Raw genomic sequence first — 13,572 nt, 5'->3', positions numbered from 1 at the left:
TTCATGCCAGCTCCAGCCGCGGGCCGATGTGTATCGCGAGATACACCTGATTGCGCAGCGCGTTGGCTTCCTCGTCGGTGAGGGTACGGGACAGCGGCCGGAGGATCAGTCGGACAACGGCATTCGTCTGGCCGGGGACGATTTCGAGTCGTTCCCTTGCCTTTTCGGAAAGCTCGGCCCACGGCGTCCGTGCCGTGACGAGTACCGACTCGATGTCGTCGACCCGATCGTGCAGCACCTTTCGCACGGTGTCGCCGAGGGTTTCGTCGTCGGTGTCGTCGGCGGTCACCACCGACAGATCGCGGCGGATCGGCGGCAGCATCGAAACCGGGCGCCATGGCGACAGATCCAGCAGCTGATCGGCGATGCGCGGGTTGGTGGACCGCAGATAGCGGATATCGGGAATTCCCTTGCGCAGCATCAGCGCTCGGTCCAGGCCCATGCCGAGCGCGGTGCCGGACCACTGCGTGGGATCGAGCCCGGCGCCCGCGAGGACATGGTCGGCGATGAGACCGCATTCGGCGAGTTCCAGCCACTCGTCGCCGAGGCGCACGTCTACTTGCCGTCCGAGCGCGGTGTAGGGGTGCCGGGCGGGCGTCGTACGCCATTCGGCACCGGGGAGTACGGCCTCGACCAGGTGGGCGACCATGGCCTGCACGTCGCCGTCGCCGGTGTCCGGGCGCGACCGTAGCCGCCAGAGGTCGACCTGATGGGGTTCGCCCACGTGGATTCGATCGACGACGTCCCTGCGGTAGACCAGGCCCGGGATGACGATGAGGTCGTCGACCTCGGTGGTCACCTCCGTATAGCACCGCAGGGTTTCGGGGATGTCGGCGCTGGTGTGGCTGCGCAACATGGTGGTTGGGCTGACGTAGCGGGTGTAGCGCGTATCGCGGGTGACGTCGGCCGGGTCGTAGCCCAGCTTGTCGTAGTTGTCCACGACGGCGACGAGCGGCGAATTGCGCACCACGCGCACCGTCGACGCCCACGCGCGGACGAGCGCGTCGACGGTCCCGTCGAGCAGTGCCTGCATGGCGTGTGATCCCTGCGCGGCGTCGCTCAGGTCTCGCACGGTCAGCGCGCGCGACAGATCCAGCGGAGTGAGATAGGTAGGCATGAGTAATTCCTTTGGTAGCCAGTCGGATTCGGTGAAACCCCCGAACCGGCGACGGCCACAGGAACTACGTGTTCAGGCGCACGCAGCGAACCCCGCGGCCGACTGACGGCCCGGGGTGCGGAAATCGTGTGCGCGTGTTCACGAACAAAAGCGTAAGGGATCGATGCCTGGTGCGGTAGTCGGCGCCAGGGGTAACGGGTTCCGGATCAACGCCCGTGGCCCGCCGACAAGCGCTGGGCGACGTCGGGGAGCCTGCCGACCATCGAGATGGTGAACTCGACCAGTAGATCGATGAGACCGTCGCGGTCGACGTCGAGTCCGCCGTCGAGCCAGACCAGCACCAGTTCCGCGGCGCCGCCGGTGATCAGCTGCGAGGTCGCGGCGACGGCGGTGTCGTGGCCCGCGGGGAGGTCGAGCACCAGGCGGGTCTGCTCGATGATGACGTCGGCGACCCGGCGCATGCCGTCGAAGCGGCTGCGCATCAAGGCTTCGCTGCCGTAGGCCTGGGCGAACACGACCTGGGCCCGGCGCGGGTCGTCGGTGAGTTCGATGATGAGGGCGGCGACACCGGCACGGATCTTGTCCGATGGCGCGCCATCGGTGCCCGCGACGGCCGCGCGCGCGGTGTCGAGCGCGGCGTCCTGGATCTCCAGCAGTAGCTCCGACGCGAGCGTGTCCAGATCGGGGAACGCCTCGTAGAAGAAACGGGGCCCGACCTTGGCCTGTTCGCAGAGCCCGCGCACGGTGAGCGCGGAAAGGCCCTGGGTGCCGACGATATCGAGGGCGGTGTCCAGTAGCCGCCTGCGCCGATCCTCCCGGCGTTCGGCGGTCGAGGTGCCGCGGTAGGTGCCGCTGAATGCTCGGGTCACCCGAGCAGCCTTGCACAAGAGGAGTCGGGAAACAAATGTTTACGGAAACGTGTGTTTCCGATATGGTCTGAAGGGATCGCAGCGTCGCGAAGGGACGGCCGTCATGAGTCTTCTGGTTCCCCCGAAAGTCACCGATGTCCAAGGGGATGTCCGTCGCTTACGTGCGCGAGTCGCCAAACGTGCGCAAACGTGGGGTGCTCGCGTCGCCAGTCGGTACCCGTCCGCCGCGCTCGCGCTGGCCGAGCCGCCGCCGGGCAGTGGATTGCGGCCGGTGCCCGGCGATTTCGGCGCACCGGGAATCGGCTACACCCTGCACGCGCTGAGTGATCCGATCGGCCTGACACGCAAGCGCTTTCAGCGCTACGGGCCGGTGAACTGGATGGGTATCCTCGGCCGCAAGACGGTCGGCGTCGGTAGTCCCGCGGCCATCGAGGCTGTGCTCATGGATCGCGACAAGGTCTTCTCGGCGCAACGCGGCTGGGAGTTCTTGATCGGCCCGTTCTTTCGCGGCGGGTTGCTGCTGCGGGATTTCGACGAGCATCTGTTCCATCGCCGGATCATGCAGCAGGCATTCACCCGGCCCCGGCTGGTCGGCTACCTGGACCTGACGACCCCGCGGATCACCCGCGACGTCGCCGGGTGGCGGCCGGGCGAGCACTTCCTGGTCTTCGACGCGATCAAGCAGATCCTGCTCGCGCAGGCCACCGAGGTGTTCGCCGGCGCCGAGTTGGGTCCCGAAAGTGTGGTGTTGGAACGGGCTTTCGAGGATGCCGTGCACGGCGCGACCGCGCTCATCCGCACCAACGTGCCAGGCGGGGCATGGTCGCGCGGCATTCGCGGACGGCGGATTCTCGGCGACTATTTCCGCCGCGAGCTGCCCGCCAAGCGTGCGGGCGACGGCACCGACCTGTTCAGCGTGCTGTGTCATGCCGAAACCGAAGAGGGGCATGCCTTCTCGGATGCGGAGGTGATCGAGCACATGATCTTCGTGATGATGGCCGCGCACGACACCAGCACGATCGCCGCGTCCATGCTCGTTTACGAACTCGCTCGCCACCCGGAATGGCAGGATCGGTTGCGCGCGGAATCCCGCGCCCTCGGCAAGCCCGCCCTCGACTACGGCGACCTCGATCAGCTGCCCGGCCTGGACCTGGCCTTCAAAGAGACGCTGCGCATGTACTCGCCGGTGGCGCAGCAGGTGCGCGAAACCACCAGGGACACCGACATTCTCGGCTACTACGTGCCGAAGGGCACGCTGGTCATGATCGGCGCGTACCCGATGATGCGCACCGAGGACTACTGGCACCACCCCGACGTTTTCGATCCGGAGCGATTCGCCGCCGACCGTCGCGAGGACAAATCCCACCGGCTCGCCTGGGCGCCGTTCGGCGGCGGCGCGCACAAGTGCATCGGCTTGTACTTCGGCGGCATGACCGTCAAAGCCCTTCTGCATCAAATGTTGTTGCAATACAGCTGGTCCGTCCAGCCGGGCTACGAGGTCCCGCTGGTATCGGGCACCGGCCCCATGCCCGCCGACGGCCTGCCCATCCGCCTGGAACGACTGCCCGCATGAGGATCACCGCCGACCGCACCCGCTGCGAAGGCCACGGTATGTGTGAAGCCTTGGCCCCCAACCTGTTCCGTGTCGGAGACGACGGCATCGTCGAGCCGTCCACCGCCGACAGCGACGAAAGTAACCACGACCTCCTCCGACTTGCCGTGGACAGCTGCCCGGTCGAGGCCCTCCGCCTGACCTGATTCCCGAGCCGCGGTGCGCGGGAGATGGCTTCGTATTTGCGGAGATCCGGGCGAGATCAAGAGTTTGGAACCTTGGCGGCGAGGCATTCCCTGTCCGAATACGACAGGCTCGGCAAGGAGGTACAGATGTCGTCTGGAGTGTTGATCATTGTGATCGTTCTGGTCGTCGTCGCGGCGTTGGTCGTCGCGTTATTGGTGTGGCCCATGGTGCGCAGGCAGCGGCTGCGCGGCAAGTTCGGACCCGAGTACGACCGGACGGTCGAGGAACACGACGACCGCCGGGCGGCCGAACGTGAACTGGCCGAACGGGAAAAGCGCCACGCCGAACTGGAACTGCGTGCGCTGACCCCGGAGCAGAAGCAGCTCTACACCGCGGAGTGGGTCGAGGTGCAGGAGCGGTTCATCGACGATCCGGCCGAGGCGCTGCAGGCCGCCGATCGGTTGCTGACGACGGTGATGGGCCAACGCGGTTATCCCACCGAGAATTTCGACCAGCAGGTCGCCGATCTGTCCGTGGAACACGCGGCGCCGCTCGGCCACTACCGCGCCGCCCACGAGATCGCGACCAGGGCGACCGGCACCGAGGTGTCCACCGAGGACCGGCGCACCGCCATCGTGCACTACCGAGAGCTGTTCCAGGACTTGCTCAATGGTGCGGGTGACGACAAGAAGACAGCTGACAAGAATTCCGAGCACGACAAGAAAGCACTGTCATGAGTACCGAATACGAGCGCACCGTGCATTCCGATAAGTCCACCGAAAGTATCCCGCTGAGTGAGCAGGAGGCGAGTTCGTCGTCCTGGCATGGTGACCGCGACGACACCGAGAGTGACCGGGTGGCAAGCGAATCGGAGACCGGACTCGCCGAGCATGACGCGAACACGACAGCGGCGGACACCGAATCCCAGCGGGCGAGCACGACGGATTCGGATGTCGAGCCGGCGGGCGCGAGCGCGACGGAGTACGGCGCGGAGTCGGAGCGCGCGACCACGGCGAACGCGGGCGGGGAGGGGGCCACCAAGGCGGACTTCGACGCGCAACCCGCGGCGACGAGCACCGCCGACTACGACTACGACGCCCAACCGACCGCGGCCAGCGATGCCGACGAGGGTGGTGTCTCCGCCGCGACCGAAGCGGACCAGACCGTCGCGCCGGATCAGGTCACGCCCGCAGCGCCGGAACAGTCGACCACCACGGGCAATAGTGCTGAACGGCAACAGACTTCGCTCGACGACGTCGACACTCCACTGTTCGCCGACACCGATCTCGACCAACTGCGCACCAAGTGGCGTGAGGTGCAGGGCACCTTCGTCGACAACCCCCGGGACGCGGTCACCCAGGCGGACCAGATCGTCACCGACATCATCTATCAGTTGACCACCGCCATCGCGGAGCGCAAGCGGGTGCTCGAGGAGCGGACTTCCGGTGTGCAGGACGCGGATACCGAGGATCTGCGCCAGGCGCTACGCGGCTATCGGGGCTTCTTCCACCGGTTGCTGTCGATCGAGTCGTAAGCGGCCCTAGCGGAAGGCGTTGTCCATGAACTTGTTTCGATTGCCGACCGACCGGATCGACCAGGTGGCCGACTGGGTGTCCAAGCAGGTGAACGCGCGGGTCCCCGCGGCCGACCCGGCCGAGCGGGATCCCGAATTCATCATCGACACCGTGGGTCCCGGCTGGTTGTTCGCGCGGCTGTACTTCCGCGCGGAGGTCAGGGGTCTCGACCGGATCCCGGTCGAGGGCCCGGTCCTGTTGGTCGGCAATCATTCCGGGGGCAACGTCTCACCGGAGGTCATGGTCGCCACGTTGGCATTCGTGCGCCGGTTCGGTCCGCACCGCCCGTTCTTCCAGTTGGCGCACGACATGGTGATGGCCTATCCGGTCATCGGCACGTTGTTGCGCCGCTTCGGCACGGTCGGTGCGGACCCGGACAGCGCTCGTCAGGTGCTCCGGGACGGGGCGGTGGTGCTGGTGTATCCCGGTGGTGACTGGGAGGTGCACCGCCCCACCTGGAAAGAGGACGAGATTGACTTCGCCGGGCGCACCGGGTTTCTCCAATTGGCCTGGGATGAAAACGTTCCCATCGTGCCGATGGTCAACATGGGTGCCCAGCAGACCGCGTTGATGCTGTCGCGCGGGGACCGGCTGGCCCGGCTGCTGCGGTTGGATCAGATGTTGCGGCTGAAGGTGTTTCCCATCTCGCTCGCCCTGCCGTGGGGGCTCAATGTGGGCGATCTCGCCGGGCACATTCCGTTGCCGAGCAAGGTCACCGTCGAGTTCCTCGAGCCGATCGATCTGCGTGCCGAGCTGGGACCGGAGCTTGATCTGGAAGCGGCTTACGAGCACGTCACCGGCGTCATGCAGGAGGCACTGAGCGGCCTCGCGGACGAGCGCGGGCTGCCCATCGTCGGCTGATGAGCAGCCGATTCAGCGCCGGGCAGTGTTCAGCTCGTGCCGGGTAGGGCCTGTGCGACGAACATGTAGCTCTTCTCCTCGACCCGCCGCGCGATCCGCCATTGGCCGTCGACGCGGGCGAAGGTGTCCAGGTACCACAGCCCGCACAGCATCAGACTCGGCGGGCCGTCACCGCCGGCCAGCATCATCGGGTTGTGACACATGGTCCGTCCGGTGGCGGTGTCGCCGTCGACGGTGATCGCGGAATTGCTGATCAAGTGTTGGAACGCGGGGAAGTTCGGCAACATGGCGGCAAGGAATTTCTTCGTCGCCGCTACATCGCCTGCCGAGCCGCCCATCGCGGTGTAATCGATGTGCGCGTCATCGGTGAAGATGTCGTCGAGCAGGTCCCACTGTCCGGTGTCGACCGCGTGGGAATACCGGACTATGAGGTCCTGGATCTCCAGGCGGTCCGAAATCTCCTGTAGGGACAGCATGTTTGCCTCCGAGTCGCGCCGATCTCCTTGGCGCTATGCCACCAGGCTCGAGCCCGGGAATCAATAGCCGAAAGCTCAGTGTCGCAGCGGTGGCGGAGGCGGGAGGGGGTTATGCCTTGTGCGGCAAGATGGTCAGTACGAGAGCGAGTCCGGCCGCGATGCTGGCGAACGCGAGGACCGTGGTGGTAGCAGACTGCGTAATAGCGGCGATGCCGATCGAAAAGGCAAGGCACGTAGCAAATGCCAGAACCGCGGTCCCCGGCTCCACGCCGGCGATCCGGGCTGGTCGGTGATCCGTCGATGTCATACTTCTCTCAGTACCCACTCGGCGCCGTTACGAAACCGTGACTGTTGAATCGCAACGTCAGCGGCTCGTCCGTGCACCGATCACGCACCTACGAGAGGGCGCCGTCGTAGTCGGGAGTTTGTAGGTGCGTTCGGCGTGGCCACCGTTGAGGTCGGTCCAGTTGTTGCCGACGTTCTGGATGATCGTGTAGCCGTCGTCCTCGATCTGGGCGCGGTACGCCGGTGGTGTTGTCGATGTCGAAGACGATGGCCAGCTTGCCGCCACGGGCGACCCGGCTGGTCAGATCGGCGGAGGCGGTGGACAGCGCGGTGTCGACATCCCGAAGCCACCGTATGGTGGGGAGCCACATCACCAACCACCCCGCCGTGCCAGGTGATTTCACCACCTACCCGCGAAGCGCCCGCACGATCCAGATCGGCATCGGAATCCGCCCCTGAGCATCCGCCACCGCGTCCGGGTACTGCGTCAAGAACTCGTGTGAGGACCCGGTCAGCGCAAGCAGCTCACCGGACGTCAGGTCGGTGACGTCCCAGCCGCCAGCGGCCAGCGTGTCGCGAATATTCCGCTCCGGCACCGGAAGCGGCGCGGGTACGCCACCGACCGTCCCGTCCGAGAAGCACAACATGCTCAACAACGCGCCGGGTTTCGTGGCGCGATGCAAGGCCGCGACGAAACGCACGCGCTGCCCATCGGTCAGACAGTGATAGAGCGCGCTGTCCAGCACCGTGTCGAACCGGCCGTCGAACCCGTCGAGTCGAGTGGCATCGGCCACCGCGAACTCGACGTCCACCCCACCCGCCGCAGCCCGTCTACGAGCCAGCTCGACAGCTCGCGCGGCGGCGTCGATCGCGGTTACCCGATAACCCAGTCGAGCCAGATAGATCGCGTTGTCCCCAAGACCACAGCCGACATCGAGCACCGAACCGGACAGTCGTCCCGCCCGCTCCAATGCGACAACAGCCGGTTGCGGCTCGCCGAGATCCCACGGCACGGTAGAGGTCGTATACAGGTCATCGAAGTCGAGAATCATGACCTCAGCTCACCCGACCGGCCAGTCGGTCACCAGCTAGCTGACTATGTTCGGCCGATTCCGTCACCAATGGCAGCCAGATGACGGAATTCGGTGTCCTCAGAGCGGGAGGTTGGTTGTCAGGCGGGTGACGGCGGTGAGGATCGCCGCGGATTGGATGGTGACCAGGCGGTGGATGGGAATGGGGTGGCCAGGGGCGTTGGTTTCGATGTCGGTGCACCATTTTTCGAAGATGGCGGCGAATTGGGTGCGCTCGGTGGCTATTTGGGTGGTGGGGTGGTGGCGGGCCGCCTCGTCCAAGAGGCGTAGGAGCATGCCGCCTGCCCGGAGCCGGGCGACGCCGACCCAGACGTAGTTTTCGATGAAGATTTCGCCGAGTGTCGCGGTGCGCGAGTCGGTGGCGGCGCGTTTGGCGGTGGCGTTTCCGCGTAGGGCCCGGACCGTGTCGATGAGTGCACGTTCGAAGGGACTGCGGCCGGTCAGGCGATCGGCCAGTCGGTCGAGGACGCCGTGCACGATGTCGGCGATTTCCTCGTAAGCGGTTGCGGTGGAACATAAGACACTCGCCAGGGAGTGTCCGCTAGGGGTGTCGTCGGTAACCCGTGCGTCGACCCACATCGGCAATTCGCAGACCAGCAGGGCGGTTTCGTGGGCGGCCGCGTAGTCGCGGATGCCTGCGCCGTACATCATCGCCAGTGGTTCGACACCGTCGGCGGTCAGGGTTTCGGCTATCCGCTGGAACGTCGGAAGTTCGAAAACCCCTGGCGCCCAAGTTCTGGCGCCGGGCACGTCGGGTTCCCCTTCGTAGATCGGCACGCCCGCGGCGGTCAGCTGGTCGGTGAGTCCGGTCCAGTAGTCGCGATCGCCGCCGGTGGTGTAGAAGAAACCGCCGCCGAAATCGGCGTTGTGCAGCGACACGATCAGCGCCGGACGGGTGCGATCGATCAAGCCCATCAGTGCCCGAGTTTCCGGCAGGGGCGTGCCGACATCGTTGCCTCGCCAACGGGTCGGGAAGCACCACTCCGGCTGCTCGGCCGCGGGCGGGCGATAGAAATTGCGCGCGACGCCGGTCCTGGTCCGCGCCTCGGCGAACCATCCCTCGTTGAGGCGCGTTCCGTCGGGATCGATGCAGAGCACGAAATGCCAGGTGGCGCCCAAGGTTTGCGCGTCGTCCGCGGTCAGCCTGCCGAGCAGGTGGCGGATCGTCGCCATCCCGATCGGTTCGTTCGGATGCGGATTTCCGATGACGACCACCTGCCGTGCCCCCGAACCGACCCGCACCTCGCGAATCGGATCACCCCCGCGTGACCTGCCGATCTCGGCGACCGTCACCCGATCCGGCACCGCCTCGGCCAACTTGTCGACGAACTCACTCAATTCGTCCACCGTGGGAAACGAGTCGATCCGCTCGACAACACCGACGATCTTGTTCACCTGATCCGCCACCGCAACCTTCATCCTCCGCCCTCATCAATAGTGGGCGCGGCGCGTGGCCTACGGGCCAGTTTGGGCCCGGCAGAAGGGATCCCGCAAGATTGGCACACCTCCTAACATCCGATGACCGAACCAATTATCGGCAGGGCCGGTGACGGGCTGGTGGGTTACAGCGTGACCACGACTTTGCCGTGCACATGGCGCCCGGCCTGCAGTGTCACGGCATCGCGGATCTGCTCGATCGGAAAGGTCGCGGCGATCGGCACGGTGATCCCGCCGGCCAGGATCGCGGCGGTGATCCCTTGCTGCGCATCAGGGCTCGCGTCGAAGCCGCCGGTCGCGCGCACTCCACCGGGCGGGTTGGGGCCCGCGGCGATCGTGCAGATCCGCTCGGGAGGTACGCCGAGCGCGAGCGCGGTCTCCGCCGTCTCGGTGCCGAACAGGTCGGTTGCCGCGGTCACGCCGCCGGGCGCCAGGGTCCGCACGCGGTCCGCCAGCCCCGGGCCGTATGCCACGGGCTCGGCACCGAACTGCCGCAGGAACTCGAACGTGCTCGCCCCTGCGGTCCCGATCACCCTGGCGCCCGCGAGCTTCGCGAGCTGTACGACGAGCACCCCCACGCCGCCCGCGGCACCGCCGACCAGGACGGTGTCGCCGGGTCGCAGGTCGATCGCGGCCACCGCGGCGGCGGCGGTCATGCCGGCCACCGGAAGGGTGGCCGCCAGCTGGTCACTGATGCCCTCCGGCGTATGCCAGAGCGCCTCGGTCGCCCCGCCGGGCGTCTCGAGCACCACGAAATCCGCGGCGGCTCTGCCGAGCGCTCCGCCGTATACGCGGTCGCCCACCGCGAAACCCGTGACGCCGCCGTCGACCTCGTCCACCACGCCGGCGAAGTCGTAACCGAAGCCGGCGGGCACGGCAATGCCGAACTGCGCCGCCAACTCGGGTCGCGCGGCAATACCCCAGTCCATGGGATTCAGCCCGGCGACCGTCACGCGGACGCGGACCTCACCGGGGCCCGCGTGCGGTTCCGGTACGTCACGCACCTCCAGTACTTCGGGACCGCCGAACGTCTCGTAGATAACAGCTCTCATGGTGGCCTCCGATAAGTGATGGGACTTGGTCCTGTCACCATACACGCAGTGACGGCACTAAGTGCCGTAGGCTGTTCGCATGGCCCGCTGGCAGCCCAACGCATCGGAGCGACTTGTTGTCGCCGCCCTCGATCTGTTCGAGGAGCGCGGCTATGAGGACACGACGGTGATCGAGATCGCCGAGCGGGCCGGGCTCACCAAGAGCACCTTCTTCCGGCATTTCCCGGACAAGCGAGAGGTGCTCTTCGGCGGGGGCACGATGGACGGACTGGTCGTCGACGGGATCGCTGCGGCGCCGGCCGAGGCGGGCCCGCTCGAAGCGGTGGCGCATGCTTTGGACTTCATCGGGCGGGAGGCCTTTCCCCTCGATCGTCGCGAGTTCAGCGCGCGGCGGTCGGCGGTGATCGCCGCCAGCCCGGAACTGCGGGAACGCGAGGCGCTGAAGGGGATTCGGCTCACCGCGTTGATCATCGACGCGCTCGAACGCCGCGGTGTACCCGCCTTGACCTCCCGCGTGGCCGCGGAACTCGGCGCGCTCGCCTGGCAGATCGCCTTCGAGCGCTGGCGCGACCCGGCCAACGATGACGAGTTCGGCGAACTCACCCGGCGAGCACTCAGCGAAGTGCAAGCGGCCAGTGCCTTGTGCTGACGGTAATCAAGCCCTGACGCCCGGAGTACTAGCGGGGGACGCCGAACGAGGGTGGCGCGTCCGCTTCGGCGGTGCCGAACTCCAGGCCGGGCTGGGCGCCCATGGTGAAGTCGAGGCGGCCGCCGGACAGCGCGAAGGATTCGGGCAGCCACGCCTTGGTGGTGTTCTCGCCGTTCACCTGCAACGACTGAATGTACGGGGCGGCATCGCAGAGCTCGGGGGCGCTGATGGTGAACTGCTCGCCGGACGAACGCCGGATCTCCGCCTTGGTGAATGCCGGGCTATGCACGAAAAGCTCAGCGCGGCCGGGGATTACAGGATAGATGCCGAGTGAAGCCCAGACATACCAGGCCGACATGGTGCCGAGATCGTCGTTGCCGACCAGACCGTTCGGCGTCGGGCCAAACAGTTCGGTGCGGGCGCGGCGGACCACGTCCTGGGTGCGGGAGGGCAGTCCCGCCCAGGCGTAGAGCCACGGCGTTTGCAGCGACGGTTCGTTGCCGAGGTAGGCGAAGGGCGCATGCGGGCCGGCGTTCAACTGGGTGAAGAAGGTGTCCAGCCGCCCGGCCGCCTTGGCCCGGCCACCCATCAGGTCGAAGAGGCCGCGGACGTCCTGGAAGGTCATCCAATGGTATTGCGCGCCATTGCCTTCCACGTATCCGTCGGTGCCCGCCGGGTCGTACAGCAGGGCGAAGAAGCCCTCGGCGGAGCGCGGTTGCAGCCAGCCGGTGAGCGGGTTGTACAGATGTTGCCAGCCGTGTGCGCTGCGCAGGAACTTGTCGCTGACCGCGCGGTTACCGAGCCGCTGCGCCAACTGGGAGATGCCGAAGTCGGCGATGTTGTACTCGAGCGTGTCGGACACCTGGCCGGGAACCCAGCCGAGCCGCTGATATTCGTCGTTTGCCGGCCGTTCGGTATAACCGGCCTTCTCGCCGACGCGTTCGGCGCCCGCGACCATCGAATCGAGCGCGCCCCCGGCGTCGAAGTCGTCGGCCCCGAACGCGTACGCGGTGGCCACGACCGAGTGGTACGGGTCGCCGTTCATCACTCCGGTGATGGTGTTCTGATGCGACCAGCGGTCCCACACGTCGCCGAGGACGTGCGCGTTGTCGTACATCGACTGGGCGATGTCGGAGGCCACGTCGGGTGCCAGCCAGGCGAGCAGCTGGGCCTCGCTGCGGTAGATGTCCCAGCCGGAGAAGGTGGCGTAGTAGTGGTGTGCGGGTTGCCCGGGGGTTGCGGGACGCACCTGGTGGGTCTGGCCGTCGAATCCGGTGTAGCTGCCGTCGACGTCGTCGAAGATGTACGGCTGTAGGAAGACGTGGTAGAGCGCGGAATAGAAGGTGCGCAACCGATCCTGATCGCCGCCGGTCACCTGGACCTGATCGAGCCTGCGCCGCCACGCGTCGCGCGCGTCCACCCGGACAGTGTCGAAATCCTTCGCGCCGATCTCGGCGGCGAGATTGCGGCGGGCGCCGTCGATGCTGACATAGGACAGGCCGGTGCGCATCTGTACCGGCTGCGCCGAGTCGAATTGCAGGAACGCGCCGGTGCCGAGGCCGTTGCTCGCGATATCGCCGGAGTTCGTGCGTCGCGTCGGTGCCGCGCCGCGGGTGGTGGTCGTGCCCGGCTTGATGACGTCGTCCTTCCAGATGCCCGACGCCGTGATCGGGCGGTCGAACGCGGCGTGGAAGTAGACGCGGTATCGGGTGCGTGCGCCACAGAATCCGCCGGTGAGCGCCCAGCCGGACACGGTGTTGCCGTCGATGGTGATCTCGGCGTCGTCGACCCCGTTCACCGAGCCGGTGACATCGAGCAGCAGCGTGCCCGGCTTGCTCTGCGGGAAGGTGAAGCGGGCGACGCCTGCCCTGGTCGACGTGGTCAGTTCGGTCTGCACGCCGGAGTCGGTGGTGACGCGGTAGTAGCCCGGGTTGGCCTGCTCGTTCGCGTGATCGAAGGTCTGCAGGTAGCCCGCGCCGTCGACGGCCGGTGACCGGCCGATGATCCCGGAGATCGGGAGCACCGGAAAGTCCTGTGCGCCAGTGCAACCGGGGCCGGAGATGTGCGTCATCGAGAACCCGTAGAGCCGGTTGTCCTCGTACTTGTAACCGCCGCCCGCGGTGCGCACCGTATCCGGGCTCCACTGCAGCATCCCGAATGGCGCGACCGCGCCGGGAAACGTCATCCCCGCCCCGCCGCCGTGCCCGAAATCGGGCCCACCGTCCTGCGTTCCGACGAACGGGTTCACATACCTACTGGAATCGCCCACCGTCTCAGCGTGCGCCACAACGGGAATCAAGGGAAGCAACAATGGCACAACGATGCCGACAAGCCGGCGACGCGACATACCTCTCCTCGACGAGCGATGGCGACAACGTTGCCTCTGTGCCTGCCCATCCTGGCAGCCCGCGGCGTGCCTCGAC

Annotated in this window: 14 protein-coding genes; 6 read left to right on the top strand and 8 right to left on the bottom strand. The window is 66.8% G+C overall.

Annotated features, from left to right (window positions below):
• Window position 1 precedes the first annotated feature (1 nt).
• Together ACIBCN_RS07090 and ACIBCN_RS07085 are read right to left on the bottom strand one after the other, a co-directional pair.
• The gene (locus tag ACIBCN_RS07090; protein WP_396990593.1) at window positions 2-1,117 is read right to left on the bottom strand and encodes a hypothetical protein; all 1,116 of its coding nucleotides are present in this window, start codon (window positions 1,115-1,117) and stop codon (window positions 2-4) included.
• Between the two features lie 206 nt (window positions 1,118-1,323).
• Window positions 1,324-1,986 (bottom strand): TetR/AcrR family transcriptional regulator, encoded by a 663-nt coding sequence (locus ACIBCN_RS07085; protein ID WP_396990592.1) that lies wholly within the window; start codon window positions 1,984-1,986, stop codon window positions 1,324-1,326.
• A gap of 103 nt (window positions 1,987-2,089) precedes the next feature.
• Between ACIBCN_RS07085 and ACIBCN_RS07080 the strand changes: the two genes are divergently transcribed.
• The 5 genes from ACIBCN_RS07080 to ACIBCN_RS07060 all read left to right on the top strand — a co-directional run bounded on the left by ACIBCN_RS07080 (window position 2,090) and on the right by ACIBCN_RS07060 (window position 6,159).
• Window positions 2,090-3,559: a cytochrome P450 gene (locus tag ACIBCN_RS07080; protein ID WP_396990591.1), complete on the top strand. Its 1,470-nt coding sequence runs from the start codon at window positions 2,090-2,092 to the stop codon at window positions 3,557-3,559.
• Window positions 3,556-3,744 carry a ferredoxin gene (locus ACIBCN_RS07075; protein ID WP_396990590.1) on the top strand — a complete coding sequence of 63 codons (189 nt, stop codon included), beginning with the start codon at window positions 3,556-3,558 and terminating at the stop codon, window positions 3,742-3,744. Before ACIBCN_RS07080 ends, ACIBCN_RS07075 begins: the two co-directional genes overlap by 4 nt.
• A 126-nt stretch (window positions 3,745-3,870) precedes the next feature.
• On the top strand, window positions 3,871-4,461 hold the full coding sequence (locus ACIBCN_RS07070; RefSeq protein WP_396990589.1) for a hypothetical protein: 591 nt from the start codon (window positions 3,871-3,873) through the stop codon (window positions 4,459-4,461).
• Complete coding sequence (locus tag ACIBCN_RS07065; RefSeq protein WP_396990588.1) at window positions 4,458-5,258, top strand: hypothetical protein; 801 nt, start codon at window positions 4,458-4,460, stop codon at window positions 5,256-5,258. The genes ACIBCN_RS07070 and ACIBCN_RS07065 overlap by 4 nt, the downstream gene beginning before the upstream one ends.
• Window positions 5,259-5,283: 25 nt before the next feature.
• Window positions 5,284-6,159 carry a lysophospholipid acyltransferase family protein gene (locus ACIBCN_RS07060; RefSeq protein WP_396990587.1) on the top strand — a complete coding sequence of 292 codons (876 nt, stop codon included), beginning with the start codon at window positions 5,284-5,286 and terminating at the stop codon, window positions 6,157-6,159.
• A gap of 29 nt (window positions 6,160-6,188) precedes the next feature.
• Here the strand turns inward: ACIBCN_RS07060 and ACIBCN_RS07055 are convergent, their stop codons facing one another.
• From ACIBCN_RS07055 to ACIBCN_RS07035, 5 genes are all read right to left on the bottom strand, one after another.
• On the bottom strand, window positions 6,189-6,635 hold the full coding sequence (locus ACIBCN_RS07055; protein ID WP_396990586.1) for a nuclear transport factor 2 family protein: 447 nt from the start codon (window positions 6,633-6,635) through the stop codon (window positions 6,189-6,191).
• Between the two features lie 364 nt (window positions 6,636-6,999).
• Complete coding sequence (locus ACIBCN_RS07050) at window positions 7,000-7,206, bottom strand: HAD family acid phosphatase (RefSeq protein WP_396990585.1); 207 nt, start codon at window positions 7,204-7,206, stop codon at window positions 7,000-7,002.
• A gap of 121 nt (window positions 7,207-7,327) precedes the next feature.
• The gene (locus tag ACIBCN_RS07045; protein WP_396990583.1) at window positions 7,328-7,972 is read right to left on the bottom strand and encodes a class I SAM-dependent methyltransferase; all 645 of its coding nucleotides are present in this window, start codon (window positions 7,970-7,972) and stop codon (window positions 7,328-7,330) included.
• Between the two features lie 99 nt (window positions 7,973-8,071).
• Window positions 8,072-9,430, bottom strand: a complete 1,359-nt coding sequence (locus ACIBCN_RS07040; protein ID WP_396990582.1) for a M14 family zinc carboxypeptidase — start codon at window positions 9,428-9,430, stop codon at window positions 8,072-8,074.
• Window positions 9,431-9,573: 143 nt separating this feature from the next.
• Window positions 9,574-10,500 carry an NADP-dependent oxidoreductase gene (locus tag ACIBCN_RS07035; RefSeq protein WP_396990581.1) on the bottom strand — a complete coding sequence of 309 codons (927 nt, stop codon included), beginning with the start codon at window positions 10,498-10,500 and terminating at the stop codon, window positions 9,574-9,576.
• A 79-nt stretch (window positions 10,501-10,579) separates the two neighbouring features.
• Here ACIBCN_RS07035 and ACIBCN_RS07030 point away from each other — a divergent pair, with 79 nt between their 5' ends.
• Complete coding sequence (locus ACIBCN_RS07030) at window positions 10,580-11,149, top strand: TetR/AcrR family transcriptional regulator (RefSeq protein ID WP_396990580.1); 570 nt, start codon at window positions 10,580-10,582, stop codon at window positions 11,147-11,149.
• Window positions 11,150-11,177: 28 nt separating this feature from the next.
• Here ACIBCN_RS07030 and ACIBCN_RS07025 read toward each other — a convergent pair whose 3' ends face one another.
• Window positions 11,178-13,496 (bottom strand): GH92 family glycosyl hydrolase, encoded by a 2,319-nt coding sequence (locus ACIBCN_RS07025; RefSeq protein WP_396990579.1) that lies wholly within the window; start codon window positions 13,494-13,496, stop codon window positions 11,178-11,180.
• Window positions 13,497-13,572 lie beyond the last annotated feature (76 nt).

Origin of the sequence: Nocardia sp. NPDC051052 (genome assembly GCF_044456045.1) — a bacterium.
GTDB lineage: Bacteria > Actinomycetota > Actinomycetes > Mycobacteriales > Mycobacteriaceae > Nocardia.
The sequence above is the reverse complement of the archived record's forward strand: the minus strand, read 5'-3'. Positions and strand labels throughout refer to the sequence as shown.